Source organism: Vibrio sp. R15-SG3-ISO1B (assembly GCF_059833835.1).
The window spans coordinates 14,117-28,173 of record NZ_JCBDGG010000031.1 but is presented as its reverse complement, the minus strand read 5'-3'; the positions used below and the strand labels follow the sequence as shown (position 1 = coordinate 28,173).

The 14,057-nt window shown below is 48.9% G+C and carries 10 protein-coding genes and 1 tRNA gene; 6 read left to right on the top strand and 5 right to left on the bottom strand.

The features are described from left to right. Positions 1-110 precede the first annotated feature (110 nt). Complete coding sequence (gene adhE, locus AC6R0S_RS09075) at positions 111-2,813, bottom strand: bifunctional acetaldehyde-CoA/alcohol dehydrogenase (RefSeq protein ID WP_500626054.1); 2,703 nt, start codon at positions 2,811-2,813, stop codon at positions 111-113. Between the two features lie 625 nt (positions 2,814-3,438). Between adhE and AC6R0S_RS09070 the strand changes: the two genes are divergently transcribed. After that, complete coding sequence (locus AC6R0S_RS09070; RefSeq protein WP_500629045.1) at positions 3,439-4,077, top strand: YchE family NAAT transporter; 639 nt, start codon at positions 3,439-3,441, stop codon at positions 4,075-4,077. A gap of 106 nt (positions 4,078-4,183) precedes the next feature. Beyond that, positions 4,184-5,035, top strand: a complete 852-nt coding sequence (locus AC6R0S_RS09065; protein WP_500637761.1) for an ion transporter — start codon at positions 4,184-4,186, stop codon at positions 5,033-5,035. 95 nt (positions 5,036-5,130) lie between these two features. Here AC6R0S_RS09065 and asd read toward each other — a convergent pair whose 3' ends face one another. The 3 genes from asd to yejK form a co-directional block, all read right to left on the bottom strand. Next, positions 5,131-6,243, bottom strand: coding sequence for an aspartate-semialdehyde dehydrogenase (asd, locus tag AC6R0S_RS09060; RefSeq protein ID WP_334552638.1), 1,113 nt, complete (start codon positions 6,241-6,243; stop codon positions 5,131-5,133). Between the two features lie 322 nt (positions 6,244-6,565). Beyond that, a complete protein-coding gene (locus tag AC6R0S_RS09055; RefSeq protein WP_500632236.1) occupies positions 6,566-7,780 on the bottom strand; it encodes an Hpt domain-containing protein in 1,215 nt (404 codons plus the stop codon). Between the two features lie 179 nt (positions 7,781-7,959). Further along, on the bottom strand, positions 7,960-8,958 hold the full coding sequence (yejK, locus tag AC6R0S_RS09050; protein ID WP_487901073.1) for a nucleoid-associated protein YejK: 999 nt from the start codon (positions 8,956-8,958) through the stop codon (positions 7,960-7,962). 83 nt (positions 8,959-9,041) lie between these two features. On the opposite strand from yejK, the gene AC6R0S_RS09045 reads away from it, so the two are divergent. The 4 genes from AC6R0S_RS09045 to AC6R0S_RS09030 all read left to right on the top strand — a co-directional run bounded on the left by AC6R0S_RS09045 (position 9,042) and on the right by AC6R0S_RS09030 (position 12,354). After that, positions 9,042-9,266, top strand: coding sequence for a YejL family protein (locus AC6R0S_RS09045; protein WP_334552646.1), 225 nt, complete (start codon positions 9,042-9,044; stop codon positions 9,264-9,266). A gap of 28 nt (positions 9,267-9,294) precedes the next feature. Continuing rightward, the gene (locus tag AC6R0S_RS09040; RefSeq protein ID WP_500632237.1) at positions 9,295-11,106 is read left to right on the top strand and encodes a DUF3413 domain-containing protein; all 1,812 of its coding nucleotides are present in this window, start codon (positions 9,295-9,297) and stop codon (positions 11,104-11,106) included. A gap of 51 nt (positions 11,107-11,157) precedes the next feature. Next, positions 11,158-11,234, top strand: a tRNA-Pro gene (locus AC6R0S_RS09035). A gap of 118 nt (positions 11,235-11,352) precedes the next feature. Further along, positions 11,353-12,354 carry a pectinesterase family protein gene (locus AC6R0S_RS09030; RefSeq protein ID WP_500637760.1) on the top strand — a complete coding sequence of 334 codons (1,002 nt, stop codon included), beginning with the start codon at positions 11,353-11,355 and terminating at the stop codon, positions 12,352-12,354. A 22-nt stretch (positions 12,355-12,376) separates the two neighbouring features. Here the strand turns inward: AC6R0S_RS09030 and AC6R0S_RS09025 are convergent, their stop codons facing one another. Then, on the bottom strand, positions 12,377-14,044 hold the full coding sequence (locus AC6R0S_RS09025; RefSeq protein ID WP_500637759.1) for a pectate lyase: 1,668 nt from the start codon (positions 14,042-14,044) through the stop codon (positions 12,377-12,379). Positions 14,045-14,057: the final 13 nt, after the last annotated feature.

Sequence of the window (14,057 nt, the reverse complement as noted above, 5' to 3'; positions counted from 1 at the left end):
GATAGCACAAAATATGAGCAGACAAACAAAAGCCCCAGCACAGGGCTAGGGCTCGATTTCAAAGCGTAGGTTTCGTGCTAGCGAAAACCTATCTCAACGTGACGGCTTACTTATGCGTCCGCTTTTTCTTTCTTCGCTTTTGGTGCTGCTTTCGCTGCTTCTTGATCCGCTTTCTTCTTGATAACAGTTGTACCTTCGAAAGTTTCACCTTCAACGAATGCTTTACCGTAGTAAGAAGCTTTTAGAACTTCTTTCAGCTCAGAGATTAGAGGGTAGCGTGGGTTCGCACCAGTACATTGGTCATCGAACGCTTCAACCGCTAGCTCATCTAGCTTCGCTAGGAAGTCAGCTTCAGCAACACCCGCCGCTTGGATTGACGCTGGAATGTCTAGGTCTTGTTTCAACTCATCCATCCACGCTAGTAGACGTTCAATCTTCTGAGCAGTACGGTCACCTTCTTGGCTTAGGCCTAGGTGGTCAGCAACCTCAGCGTAACGACGACGTGCTTGTGGACGGTCGTATTGAGAGAATGCAGTCTGCTTAGTTGGGTTGTCGTTCGCGTTGTAACGTACCACGTTAGAGATCAGTAGTGCGTTCGCCAGACCGTGTGGTAGGTGGAACTCAGCACCAATCTTGTGCGCCATAGAGTGACATACACCTAGGAATGCGTTCGCAAATGCTACACCAGCGATAGTTGCCGCGTTGTGTACTTTCTCACGAGCGATTGGGTCGTTTGCACCGTTCGCGTAGCTTGAAGGTAGGTACTCTTTAAGCATCTTAAGTGCTTGTAGAGCTTGACCATCAGAGTACTCGTTCGCAAGAACTGATACGTAAGCTTCTAGAGCGTGAGTCACAGCATCGTAACCACCGAATGCGGTTAGAGACTTAGGCATGTTCATGACTAGGTTAGCATCAACGATCGCCATCTGAGGTGTTAGCTCGTAGTCAGCAAGTGGGTACTTAGCACCAGTTTCGTCATCAGTTACTACCGCGAATGGTGTCACTTCTGAACCTGTACCTGAAGTTGTGGTGATACAAACAAGCTCAGCTTTTTTACCCATTTTAGGGAACTTGTAGATACGTTTACGGATGTCCATAAAGCGCATTGCAAGCTCTTCAAAGTGCGTTTCTGGGTGCTCGTACATTACCCACATGATCTTCGCCGCATCCATTGGTGAACCACCACCAAGTGCTAGGATAACGTCAGGCTGGAAGCTTTGCATCGCTTCAGCACCTTTCTTAACCACTGATAGCGTTGGGTCAGCTTCAACGTCGAAGAACGTTTGTACTTCCATACCTTGTGCTTTCAGTAGTTGTACTACGTCATCTGCGTAACCGTTGTTGAATAGGAAACGGTCAGTAACAAGGAATGCGCGTTTCTTACCTTCTAGGTCGCTAAGCGCGATCGGAAGGCTACCACGACGGAAGTAGATAGACTTAGGTAGTTTGTGCCACAACATGTTTTCAGCTCGCTTCGCTACAGTTTTCTTGTTGATTAGGTGCTTAGGACCTACGTTCTCAGAGATAGAGTTACCACCCCATGAACCACAACCTAGAGTTAGAGAAGGTGCAACGTTGAAGTTGTACAGGTCACCGATACCACCGTGAGTCGTCGGGATGTTGATTAGGATACGAGCTGTTTTTAGCTTGTCGCCAAAGTAACGGATACGGTCTGCGTTTGTGTCTTGGTTAGTGTATAGACCAGAGGTGTGACCGATACCGCCGATTTCAACCATAGTCACTGCTTGAGCAACCGCATCTTCGAAGTTGTCTGCACGGAACAAGCCAAGCGTTGGAGAGAGTTTCTCGTGAGCAAATGCGTCCTCGTAAGACACTTTACCAAGACCTTCACCAACAAGCACTTTCGTGTCAGCAGGAACTTTCACGCCCGCCATCTCAGCGATTGCTGCTGCTGGCTGACCAACGATCTTCGCGTTCAATGCGCCGTCGATAAGTAGAACTTTACGTACTTTATCCGCGTCAGCTTTGCTCAGTACAACCGCTTTGTGCGTTGCGAAACGCTCTTTCACTTCGTCGTAAACTTCGTCAACAACGATTGCTGCCTGCTCAGAAGCACACACTACGCCGTTATCGAATGTTTTAGACATTAGGATAGAAGCCACTGCACGTTTAACGTCAGCCGTTTCATCGATAACGACAGGAACGTTACCTGCACCAACACCGATTGCTGGCTTACCAGAAGAGTAAGCGGCTTTAACCATGCCTGGACCACCAGTAGCAAGGATAAGTGCGATGTCATCGTGCTTCATTAGCGCGTTTGATAGCTCAACAGATGGTTGGTCAATCCAACCGATGATGTCTTTTGGCGCGCCCGCTGCTACTGCTGCTTCTAGAACCAGTTTCGCTGCATCGTTGGTTGAGTTTTTCGCACGTGGGTGTGGTGAGAAGATGATGCCGTTACGAGTCTTCAGAGAGATAAGAGATTTGAAGATCGCTGTAGAAGTTGGGTTTGTGGTAGGTACGATACCACAGATGATGCCCACAGGCTCAGCGATAGTCATAGTACCTAGGTTGTCATCCTCTTCTAGGATGCCACAGGTCTTTTCGTCTTTGTATTTATTGTAGATAAACTCAGAAGCGAAGTGGTTCTTGATTACTTTATCTTCAACAATACCCATACCAGATTCTTCGACCGCTTGTTGTGCTAGCGGGATACGAGCTTGGTTCGCAGCAAGAGAAGCAGCACGGAAGATTTGGTCAACTTGCTCTTGAGAGTAAGTTGCGAACTCTTCTTGCGCTTTCTTAACGCGTGCAATCATTGCATCTAGCTCGGCTATATTAGTAACAGGCATAGGGAAATCTCCTAAAATTAACAAATATTAAAAACTTTTTATTAAGCCAACTGCATGCTTATCTTGGGCAGTCAATCACAGCTTTCTTAGTAAATTGCTTTCAGGGCTGAGTATATTATTTCAGGTTGTGAAAAAAATTGACCCAGATCAGTTCTGAAAAACTATTTACCTAGTTAGTGGTACGCGAATCGCACAAATCACCATAAACCACTAATTTATAAAGACTTAAATCACAAATTCGAACTGAATAAAATAACAGCAATCAATCAATCGAACTCGTTGAACAAGCATAGATTGTAAAAAAGTTTCATTTTTTGACCACAAACTTACATGTAATTCACAAAATTCGTGCTACTCACACTACAAGTTACGTCATTTTTAGATGAAATGGCGTCTTGAAGACATGATTTTGTGGCAAACTTAACAACATCGTAAAACTGTAGCTCATCTTACGCCTCTTTTGGTTAACAAAACATGTCAGGCACGATCCCTTTGTCAGGAATAATTAGAAATTCTCAGTCATGGTATAGGCGACAGATTAGCTTTTTTCATTCGTTATCTGCGTGAATTTAGACTATATTCCGCGTGACTTTTTTACCCCTTTGCCTAATGTGGACATGCTTAGATGCAAACCTTTGAATTAGCGATTTTTTTACAGTTTTTTCTCGGTTTAGTCGCCGCCGTTAACCCGGTGGGGATCATGCCGGTGTTTGTCTCGTTAACCGGTCATATGACCCTCGAAGAGAAACACAAAACCGCAACCACAGCCAACGCGGCGGTCGCGGTTATTCTGATCGTCTCTCTACTCGGCGGGCAGATGTTGCTCGATATGTTCAGCATTTCTCTAGATTCGTTTCGTGTGGCAGGCGGTTTACTGCTGCTGAGCATCGCCTTTTCGATGATGAGCGGTAAGCTCGGTGAAGATAAGCAGAACAAGCAGGAAAAATCGGAGTACGTCAGCCGCGAACAAATCGGTGTTGTGCCATTAGCGATGCCGCTAATGGCCGGTCCTGGTGCGATCAGTTCAACCATCGTTTATGGTTCACGCTACCCGGGCATGATGGATACCACAGGTATCATCATTACCATCGCGGTGTTTTGCTTGTGCTCTTGGCTGCTGTTTCGTTCTGCGCCTTTGATCGTGAAATTCCTTGGCCAAACCGGCATCAACGTGATTACGCGTATCATGGGCTTGATTCTTGGTGCTCTGGGCATCGAGTTCATTGCCAACGGGTTACGCAATCTATTTCCTGGCCTCGCCTAATCCCTTAGAATCCCACTAAGGCGTTGATCAAACATACATTGAGCAAGGTTGACGCCTTTCAGCTTTGCTCATACTCTGACCTTGTCGTTTGTCACTAGGCTAGGTCATGAAATCCGATCCCTTAAAACACCATCTCTATGTCATCATCTTTGGCACGCATACCAAGGCGGGTCGACGCTTCGATTTGGCGCTTATCGTAGCGATTTTTGCCTCGCTGATCGTTCTATTGCTTGAATCACTGCCTAGCGTGCCGCAGGAATGGAAAAGTACATTAAGAGTGCTGGAATACTCGTTTACTGCGCTGTTTACGCTCGAATACCTTGTGCGGCTCTACTGCTCGCCAAAGCCCCTCGCCTATGCGAAAAGTTTTTATGGGGTGATTGATTTATTGGCTATCTTGCCCACTTACGTGGCGTTTTTCTTTCCTTCGGCGACCTTTATGGGCGTGATCCGACTGCTCAGAGTGATGCGTATTTTCCGCATTCTTAAGTTGGTTCGCTATCTGCAAGACTCCAACATCTTGCTGCGTTCTCTGCTCACTTCTCGGCGCAAAATCTTTATCTTTTTCTCCAATGTCGCCATCTTGGTCACCATCTTTGGCGCCCTCATCTACGTCATTGAAGGACCAGATAACGGCTTCACCAGCATTCCCATGAGCATCTATTGGGCCATCGTGACCATCACCACCGTAGGTTATGGCGACTTAGTGCCGCAAACCGGTCTAGGTAAAACCATCGCGGCCATTACCATGCTGCTGGGTTACTCGATCATTGCGGTGCCCACTGGCATCATCACCGCTGAAATCAACCAAGAGATGAAATCACACAAGACCTTGGTCAAATGCCCAAACTGCTCAAAATCGGGGCATGAGTCTGACGCGCTCTATTGCAAGCATTGTGGCAGTGAACTCGCCGATCCCGATAAGCGCGTAACCGCCCCAGTTCAAGAAAAAGTCTAAGCACTTTGTGAATCACCGATAAAACAATCACCAATAAAAAAAGCGCCTGCAAAGAGGCGCTTTAGGATAGGGAACCAACACTCGGGTTTGAGGGTTTATTTCTCCGCTAGAATGATACGCAACGTACGACGCAACGGCTCTGCCGCGCCCCATAGCAGCTGGTCACCGACGGTGAATGCGTTGAGGAAGTCATCACCCATTGCCATCTTACGTAGACGGCCGACAGGAATCGATAAGGTACCCGTCACTTTCGCTGGAGTCAGCTCTTTTGCCGTGATATCACGGTCATTCGGGATCACTTTCACCCAGTCATTGTGCGTGGCGATGATCTCTTCAATCTCATCCATCGGCACGTTTTGTTTGAGCTTGATGGTCAACGCTTGTGAGTGACAACGCATCGCACCGATACGAACACATGTGCCATCAATAGGAACAGGTGACGCTTGGAAACCTAGGATCTTGTTCGCTTCGACACCCGCTTTCCACTCTTCTTTGCTCTGACCATTGTCGCGTTTCACATCGATCCAAGGTATCAATGAGCCCGCAAGCGGCACGCCAAACTTATCCGTTGGGAACGAATCGCTGCGCATGGTATCCGCCACTTTTTGGTCGATATCCAGAATGGAGCTTGCAGGGTTGGCCAGCTCTGAGCTCACTGAGTCGTTGATCACGCCCATTTGCGAGATAAGCTCACGCATGTTTTGCGCACCCGCACCAGACGCCGCTTGATACGTCATCGCGCTGGTCCACTCCACCAGCCCTTTTTCGAACAAGCCACCTAGGCCCATCAACATCAAGCTTACCGTGCAGTTACCACCAACAAACGTGTTGGTGCCCGCGTGGATACCTTGTTGGATTTGCGCCAAGTTGACCGGATCCAACGTGATGATTGAATCTTGAGCCATACGCAGTGTTGAGGCTGCATCAATCCAGTAGCCTTTCCAACCTGCTTGGCGCAGTTTCGGATACACTTCTTCCGTGTAGCTGCCACCTTGACAAGTAATGACGGCATCAAGCTGTTTTAGGCTCTCTAGATCGAACGCATCTTGCAGCAAACCCGCGTCTTTACCAAAGTTTGGAGCTGGGATACCGACTTGAGAAGTGCTGTAAAAAACCGGTTCAATGAGATCAAAATCTTTCTCTTCCACCATGCGCTGCATGAGGACAGAACCTACCATGCCACGCCAACCGACTAAACCTACTCTCATTCTCAACTCTCCATGTAATCTAAAAAAGGAATCACTCATCTTTCAATGTTCAGCTCAAAATCTCAAGCAAAAAATGCCATATTTTTGTAAGTTTTGTCTCGCTAAGCGCTAGAATCGCGTTAGCTGACTGTTTTCTCACTTTTTCTCAACGACGACACTACTGATCGTTCAAACCGAACAGAAAGAAAACAAAGCATCTACGGGGGAAGTAGTCGACAAGTCAGAACCAAACTTAACACGGGGCTTCTGATTGACGTATGATCTTTTCCATCGCTAAGGCCACCACTTGGAATGGCCATTTTTGTTGACTCATCGCTCTCAATTAAAGCTGATTCGCTTTTAAGAACTGTTTCGCCTCGTCAATCGCCTGGCCAAGGACATGCTGTAGCTCGTTGAGCTCATCAGACAGGTCGGTTTGCGTCTCTTTGATCGCTTTTTCAACGTGAGCAGCGGCTTGTTTGAGTAGCGGCGCACCTAAGTTTCCCCCCACACCTTTTAAACTGTGCGCTTTGCGCAGTGCAGTCTCGGGGGATTCAACAATCAACCGTTCAATGGTACTGACGTCATCTTGATGATCTTCCACAAATACTTCCAGCAGCATGCATACTGACTCTGTATCACCATTGAGCGAGCTCAACATAGCTTGTGTATCGATAATCGGCTCTGGTTCCATAGGACTCTCTACTTCCTCGAGTTCATTGTCTTTTTTGTCAACCTCAACCCTGTTGTGATGATCAACCATCGGCTCATTTGACGCTAAACGTGAACGCGCCGCCGTTCGTGCGCTCATCACTAGTAAAACCAGCGCCGTGATGGCGAGAGCTGAACTGACTAATCCAAGCTGCACATGACGCTCCAAGCTTTGGTGGTACGCCTCGCCCAAGGAAGCAATTTGAATATTGACATCATGCCCGACCAGCCCTTCAACCAAGTGCAGACCTTTCGCGTACGTCCCCAACACCTGAGCCACCAACGCGAGTACACGCTGCAATTCTTGTTGCTGTGTGCCCTCTAGTTCCGTTGACCAAACATAAATACTGTCCATTTCACGCGATAGACGTGGGCTATCGTCATGCGTACCAAACACTTCTTCAAGCACCAACGCACTCAACCGGTAGTAGGTTTGCGTCAACAGTGGCGAATCGGCCTGTTTGCCCCTCGCTTGCTTGATGGTTTCAATCAGCTCTTGAATAAGGAGGTCGTTGTCGAGGTAGGCTTTCGCTTGTGCAATGTATTTATCCAGTGAAAAAAGCAGTTGGCTAACATCAGGGGAGTACCAACTTTGCTCATAATTGGCTTCAATCTGCAATTGCAGCGCATAAATCAGTTGCAGATTCAGCTCTTGCTGATCCGTCGCTTCTGGCCGATACGCGGAGGAGAGGTGAAAGGTGCTACGCAGCTCTTCAACCGCGTTACGCAATTCGGTGATCCGCTGATGAGATTCGCCCAGGACTCGATAGTTGCTCACTAAAATTGCTGTTACTGCAATCCACAGTAAGACGACCATCCCACCTAGCCTGAGCCTGCTACTATCCATGTGTATGCCCTAAACAATGTCCGTAAATACAATCATATACCGATTTTTTACATTCTGCTGAAGAAAGCGGCTTTGCACTCGCTCTTTCCTCTTGTCTGTGGCACAACGCAACAAAAAGCCCGCGACATACGCGGGCTCATAGATAGGGATTGAGCTAAGCTCTGCTCTTTACCGATGCATCATTTGCGATTGAGTTGCTCGCGCAAGTTCGGCGGTGTGCCTTTGATGGTCAGGGTGTCGGTTTCCGGGTCATAGAAAATACGCTCGCCAAGCAGCAAACTGTCGAAGTTAATACTCAGGCCACCGCCAGCGCCAACGTACTTGGTCAGCTTACGAACTGCGGTTCTATCTCCTGGGAAACTCTCCTCAAGTTGGTAGCCTTGCTCTTGGGTGTAATCCAAAAAGCTTGTGCCATCATGCGAGGGGGACAACTCACCAGACAACTCTTTCACGTAGACTTCATCGCCGGCTTTAATTTGCTCGCTGCAGTAATCCGCCACTTGCTTTTTAAAACTCAGTACTTCGTCTTTTTCTAACTTGGAATCAGCACAGAAATCATCCACAGCCTGCATCAACACTTGGTTTTGCTGCTTGCTGTCGAGCCCGACCTCTGCCTGCAGGAAGTCCAAGAAGAAGTCTGCCACTTTGCGCCCTACTCGCCCTTTGATGTAGGCAAGATAGCGGTTGGACTCTTTATCGGTCTCATAAGCCGTCAAGTCGATACGCGCGGCAATGTCCATTTTGCCAAGATCGAGATAATCGGTGGCGCTAATGTCCAGCCCTTCGGTGACCTTTAAGCTCTGATTAGACGGAATGATGGCGACAAACAAGTAATCAGTCGCGAGTGATTGATACTGTGCAATCACCAAGATGCCTTCATCGGCAAAGGGGTATTTCGCTAACTCATCTTTTAAGCGCTTGGCGCTGACTTGTGAGAAGTCGTAAAAATCGCGCTCCCCTTTACGCAGTTCATGCAACCAGTGCTGAAATTCGCTGTCTGATTTGAAGCAGCCAAAGCCTTTTCCCGCTTTAGAATGAAACACGCGATGCAGCTCTGCGACGAGGTTTTCTGTCGACGCATCATTGGCAAGAGAAGCACTGCGGTAATTGACGATGAGCTCGTCGGAATCATTTTTCTGAAGTTGATGTAAGATTACGTGAGAGAGGTGCAAACTCATGTGATTTTTATCGCTGGGTAGGTTTCAGTTGCATCGCATTGTAGGGTATCATAAGCCGCTTTACTATCATCATTAGAGTCTTTATGCCGATTACATCTAAATACAGCGACGAGAAAGTAGAACAGATCTTAACTGAAGTGGCTGCTATCCTAGACAAACATGCCGCGGGTCCAGAACTGGCGCTTATGATCGCAGGAAATATCGCAACCAATGTCTTAAATCAGGATGTTGCGCCTTCACAACGCAAAGCAATTGCTGAAAAATTTGCTCAGGCGTTGATTTCTTCTATCGAAGAAAAAAGCCATTAAAAAATAAACGGATAATAGATAAAGATACATGGTAGATAACGGAAATACATATGGTGAGCGCGTATCGCGTCTCGTCGGCTGGGGTCACTGGTTTGCGTTTTTCAACATCATCGCTGCGATGTTGATTGGTACCCGTTATATCACTCAATCACCATGGCCTGAGACTTTGCTCGGTCAATTTTATCTGGCCGTTTCTTGGGTCGGGCATTTTGGCTTCCTCGTATTTGCCCTGTATCTCCTTGTTCTCTTTCCGCTGACGTTTGTCCTTCCGTCACGCAAACTGTTCCGCCTGGTGGCGGTCTGTTTTGCAACGGTGGGACTCACCGTATTGCTGATTGACACTCAAGCGTACCAGACCATCAATTTGCATTTAACGCCCGTGGTGTGGGAAGTGCTGTTCAACGATGACAGCTCCTCTGCCCTCAGTGCCGATTTGCAACATTTGTTTGTGGTGTTACCGCTCATCTTTTTGCTCCAATTGGCGTTATCTGAATGGGTGTGGCGCAAGCAGCGTAAACTCTCTCATAAGCACGTCGGCCGCCCAATTTCGGCGCTGTTCTTTATCAGCTTCATCACTAGCCACTTAATTTATGTGTGGGCGGATGCGTATTTCTACAATCCGATCACCTCTCAACGTGCGAACTTCCCGCTCTCCTACCCGATGACCGCTAAATCCTTTATGGAGAAACACGGCTTGCTGGACCGAGAGCAATATCTCAAACGCCTAGAGAACAACCAAACCAGCAACCAACTGGTCAGCTACCCGCTTGAGCCACTGGAGTTCAATCGCCGCGCCAACCAGTTGAACGTATTGGTGGTGAGCGTCAACAACCTCAGAGGCGATGCTTTGAATGAGCAGTTGATGCCAGCGACGGCGCAATTCGCCGCGCAAAACCTGAACTTTACCAATCACTACAGCTCAAGTAATGACACCTTTGGTGTGTTTGGTCTGTTTTATGGTCTACCGAGTAGCTACGCCAGCAGCATTAAAGCGCAGGGTTCCAAGCCGATTGTGATTGATACGTTGGTCGACAAAGAGTACCAATTTGGCCTATTCAGTAGTGATAACTTCGATGATGCGCTGTACGGCGAAACCGTTTTCCGCGGTATGAACTTCCACGGCGTTGCCTTCGATTCTGATCACTCTGCCGAAGAGCAAACCATTAACGCATGGGCAACTTGGGTACAAGAGCAGAAAAAGTCACCTTGGTTTAGCTACGTTGAGCTCACCCCTGTCGAAAACTTCAGTGCTTACAGCAGTGACAACAACGACAAACAAACCTCGACGGAAAAGCTCATCGCCGGTTACCACAAATCCGTTCAGCACGCCGACAAACAAGTCGCGCTGCTGATTGACGCGCTCGATACCCTAGGTCTCGAGGAAGACACCATTGTGGTGATCACCTCAAACCACGGCGCAGAGTTCAATGAAACCCAGACCAACAGTTGGGGCGCGAACAGTAATTACAGCCGATACCAACTTCAGGTGCCGATGGTGATCCATTGGCCAGGTAAGGTCGCGGCCACCTTTACTCACCGCACCAGCCACCTCGACTTCTCGGTGACGCTGCTGCAAGACATGTTAGGGGTATCGTCAAACCCAAGTGACTTTAGTAGTGGTCGCAATTTGTTTGATGAGCGTTCTCGCAAATGGATTTTAGCCGGTGATTCGCGTGAGTTAGCCCTGATTACCAACAAAAACACCACGGTGATCGACAAGTTCGGCAACTACAAATTGTACGATGCAAACTACCAGCGATTACAAGACGACAACCCTACACTGCCGGTGTTAATGCAAGGTTTAACCGAATTGCAGAGATTTTATACAAAGAGCAACTAAATCATAATGTTATAATTGACGCTTACGTTGAATATGGTAAATTAAGCGAATCGGACTGTAGCGCAGCTTGGTAGCGCACTGTCATGGGGTGTCAGGGGTCGCTGGTTCAAATCCAGTCAGTCCGACCATTTATCCCTAAAGGGCTTATCTTCGGATGAGCCCTTTCTCGTTTATACGGCGACGCATCACAGAACCTCAGTATCAAAATCCATAAAATAAACCAACGGTTCATTTTATGGATTTACTATGACTCAATACCATGCCATCGTCGATAGCGCAGGTGGCGCTGATTTTACCTCTATTCAAGCGGCGATCGAGGCTGCCCCCGCGAATGATGCTCCGTATCGGATTTTTATTCGCAAAGGTCACTATCCAGAGCGGCTGACAATTGCACGCGCCAAAGTGTCGCTAGTCGGTGAATGCGCACGTGAAACCGTGATCGATAGTAAGATCGCCAATCAAATGGTGTTGGACGATGGCTCTATAGGCGGCACCTACGGTAGCCGCGTCGTCATCGTCGATAACCAGCACTGCACATTGGCTCATCTCACGATTCGCAACTCGTTCGACTTTATTGCCAACCAAGCGAAAAACGATAGTGATCACAGTAAACTCACGCACACCCAATCCGTCGCCCTATTGGTTGGCCATCACGCTGACTATTTCATTGGCCACGATCTGATACTCGATAGTTATCACGACACCCTGTACGTGAGCGCAGGACGCAGCTACTTCTCTACATGTCATATTCTGGGCAGTATTGATTTTATCTTTGGTCGCGGCAGCGCTTTATTTGAACAGTGCCGAATCACTTGCCGCGCCAGAAGTGACAGACCCAAGGACGCGCTATGGGGTTACATCGCTGCGCCGAGCACACCTCATTGTGTACCCCTGGGTTTGGTCTTCTACCGCTGCGTTATCGATGCCGAAGCTGACGTCCCCAAAGGCAGCTATGCACTCGGCCGCCCTTGGCACCCCACCACGCACTTCTCTGATGGCCATTACGCCGACCCGAATGCTATTGGGCATTGTGCCTACGTAGAGTGTGAACTTGGCGAACATGTCAGCGATTGGACATCCATGAGTGGCCGCGGTCGAGACGGCAAGCGAGTGTGGTTTACCCCAGAGCAAAGTCGATTTGAATTGGTAGGTAATCGAGGTGAAGGCGCTCACGCACTGCCGCAGCAACAGCGTGAGATTGACGAGCACAGCGAACTTGGCTGGAAACCGCAGCAGCCCTTCAGCTAACGAAGGGCTGCAAGATTGACGGTTATTGCGCCGTCATCGCCATCTCATTGTGACGCTCACCATAGATGACATCTCGGTCATAGACGACGTGCACCTGATCACCCATTTGACGATCGCCATGCAAGTAGCCACCGCTTGAAACCAAAGTAGGCAGTTCATCGTAAATCCCCTGATGCGCCGCTTCAAGACAAAGCAGCGCATAGGGAATCGGGTCGTCAAAACGGGCGTACTTGACCGCTTTATTGGCAACAAACAAGCCACTTTCGCTGTGCCAATGCTGCTCAATCAGTTGCGTTGCCGCGCTGTCTGCTAACGTCAACCAACGATGATCGCCGTCGATGTGATGCATCTCTATCAGCGCCAATAGCAAGTAGCTCGAACAGAGTGACGTCTCGCTAGCTACCTCAATCAAGGGCCCTGCTGAGGACTCAAAACGGGCGAGTTCAAAGCGCGTCAGCATGCGTTTTAATAGGCGCTCAACACGCTCGTTTTGGCTGGCTCGATAGGCGCGCGTCAGCGTCAATGAGTAGGCAGGATCGGCATCACGACGCGCTAATGTGGTGCCTTTGTCGCCATAATAGCCATCTCGCACAAACTGATAGCCCGTTAAGTCGGTCCCATCAGCCCAGCACGGCTTCATTTGATTGGTTGCCTCATCCCAAGCGTGAGTAAAGTAGCCCTCAATGCCATCAATGATCCAGCCAAGCCACTCTTTGTCTTCACACACTTCAGGGCAAGCTAACAGAGCCAGCGGATTATCCACCACCAGCGCCCAGCAATCACGAAACAGCGCATTGGCTTCAAGCGCAATAGGGCCAAACTCAGGTCCGAATTGACGCCGCGCGCGATCGCCAAACCAAGAGTAGGTCAAACGATCATCCTCAGGCACAGGCTCTCGCTGCAAGGGTGAAGAGAATTGATAGACCGGCATACGGGTCTTTGGATGACGGGCGAGCACAAATTGTCGATAGAGGTGCTTAGCCCAAGTCAGCGCCGCTTGGTCGTGCGTGTAGCGATAGGCGTGACACGCGGCGTAAATCAGATCGGTTGAGGCATTAACAAACGTCAGCCCGACCGTTTCCGGCAACGTAGGCCATGCGCTCGCATCAACGGCGTCTTTAGGCGTATGGCGGGAAAATATCGATTCCGGTTGCTCTCGGCCATATTCGCCATGTCGCGTAAGATCGCATTTGTCCCAATCCATCACGTGTGACGCCCAAAAACCACTCAAATAGCGCTCAGTCACCGCCGGCTCGGTCTGATACATCAAATCGTAAAATGGGAAGTGGTTTTTAAGTTCGTGGACACACTCTTTGCTTGCCGGGCCTTCGATGGCACCACTGGCCCAATCGACAAATCGATGCCCTCCCCAATGCAGTAATCCACTGGGTTTGTCGTGGTAACGGGTCAAGATGCTTTCGCTCAGTTCGCTGGCGTGCGTAAAGTAGTGATTATCACCGGTGAGCATGCTGTAGCCGATGTATCCGCGCATCAGATTTTGTTGGCTGGCAAAGTTGCTCATTGGGGCTTGGCGCCCGTCGGGGTAGGTCCACATCACAGGCTGTAAGGTGGTGACATCCAGGCCGTCAGCCATCAGGCCCGTCTGGGGGTGATTCCCTAGCTCTAAGCTACGGGCATAAAACAGATCAATATAGGGGCGAAAGGTGCGACGATTGGCAGTGTCCGTCATAGAGAATCCTTAA

Bases quoted from the DNA above. Each gene is read 5' to 3' on its own strand.
- adhE (WP_500626054.1), bottom strand. From the start codon at position 2,813: ATGCCTGTTACTAATATAGCCGAGCTAGATGCAATGATTGCACGCGTT.
- AC6R0S_RS09070 (WP_500629045.1), top strand. From the start codon at position 3,439: ATGCAAACCTTTGAATTAGCGATTTTTTTACAGTTTTTTCTCGGTTTA.
- AC6R0S_RS09065 (WP_500637761.1), top strand. From the start codon at position 4,184: ATGAAATCCGATCCCTTAAAACACCATCTCTATGTCATCATCTTTGGC.
- asd (WP_334552638.1), bottom strand. From the start codon at position 6,243: ATGAGAGTAGGTTTAGTCGGTTGGCGTGGCATGGTAGGTTCTGTCCTC.
- AC6R0S_RS09055 (WP_500632236.1), bottom strand. From the start codon at position 7,780: ATGGATAGTAGCAGGCTCAGGCTAGGTGGGATGGTCGTCTTACTGTGG.
- yejK (WP_487901073.1), bottom strand. From the start codon at position 8,958: ATGAGTTTGCACCTCTCTCACGTAATCTTACATCAACTTCAGAAAAAT.
- AC6R0S_RS09045 (WP_334552646.1), top strand. From the start codon at position 9,042: ATGCCGATTACATCTAAATACAGCGACGAGAAAGTAGAACAGATCTTA.
- AC6R0S_RS09040 (WP_500632237.1), top strand. From the start codon at position 9,295: ATGGTAGATAACGGAAATACATATGGTGAGCGCGTATCGCGTCTCGTC.
- AC6R0S_RS09030 (WP_500637760.1), top strand. From the start codon at position 11,353: ATGACTCAATACCATGCCATCGTCGATAGCGCAGGTGGCGCTGATTTT.
- AC6R0S_RS09025 (WP_500637759.1), bottom strand. From the start codon at position 14,044: ATGACGGACACTGCCAATCGTCGCACCTTTCGCCCCTATATTGATCTG.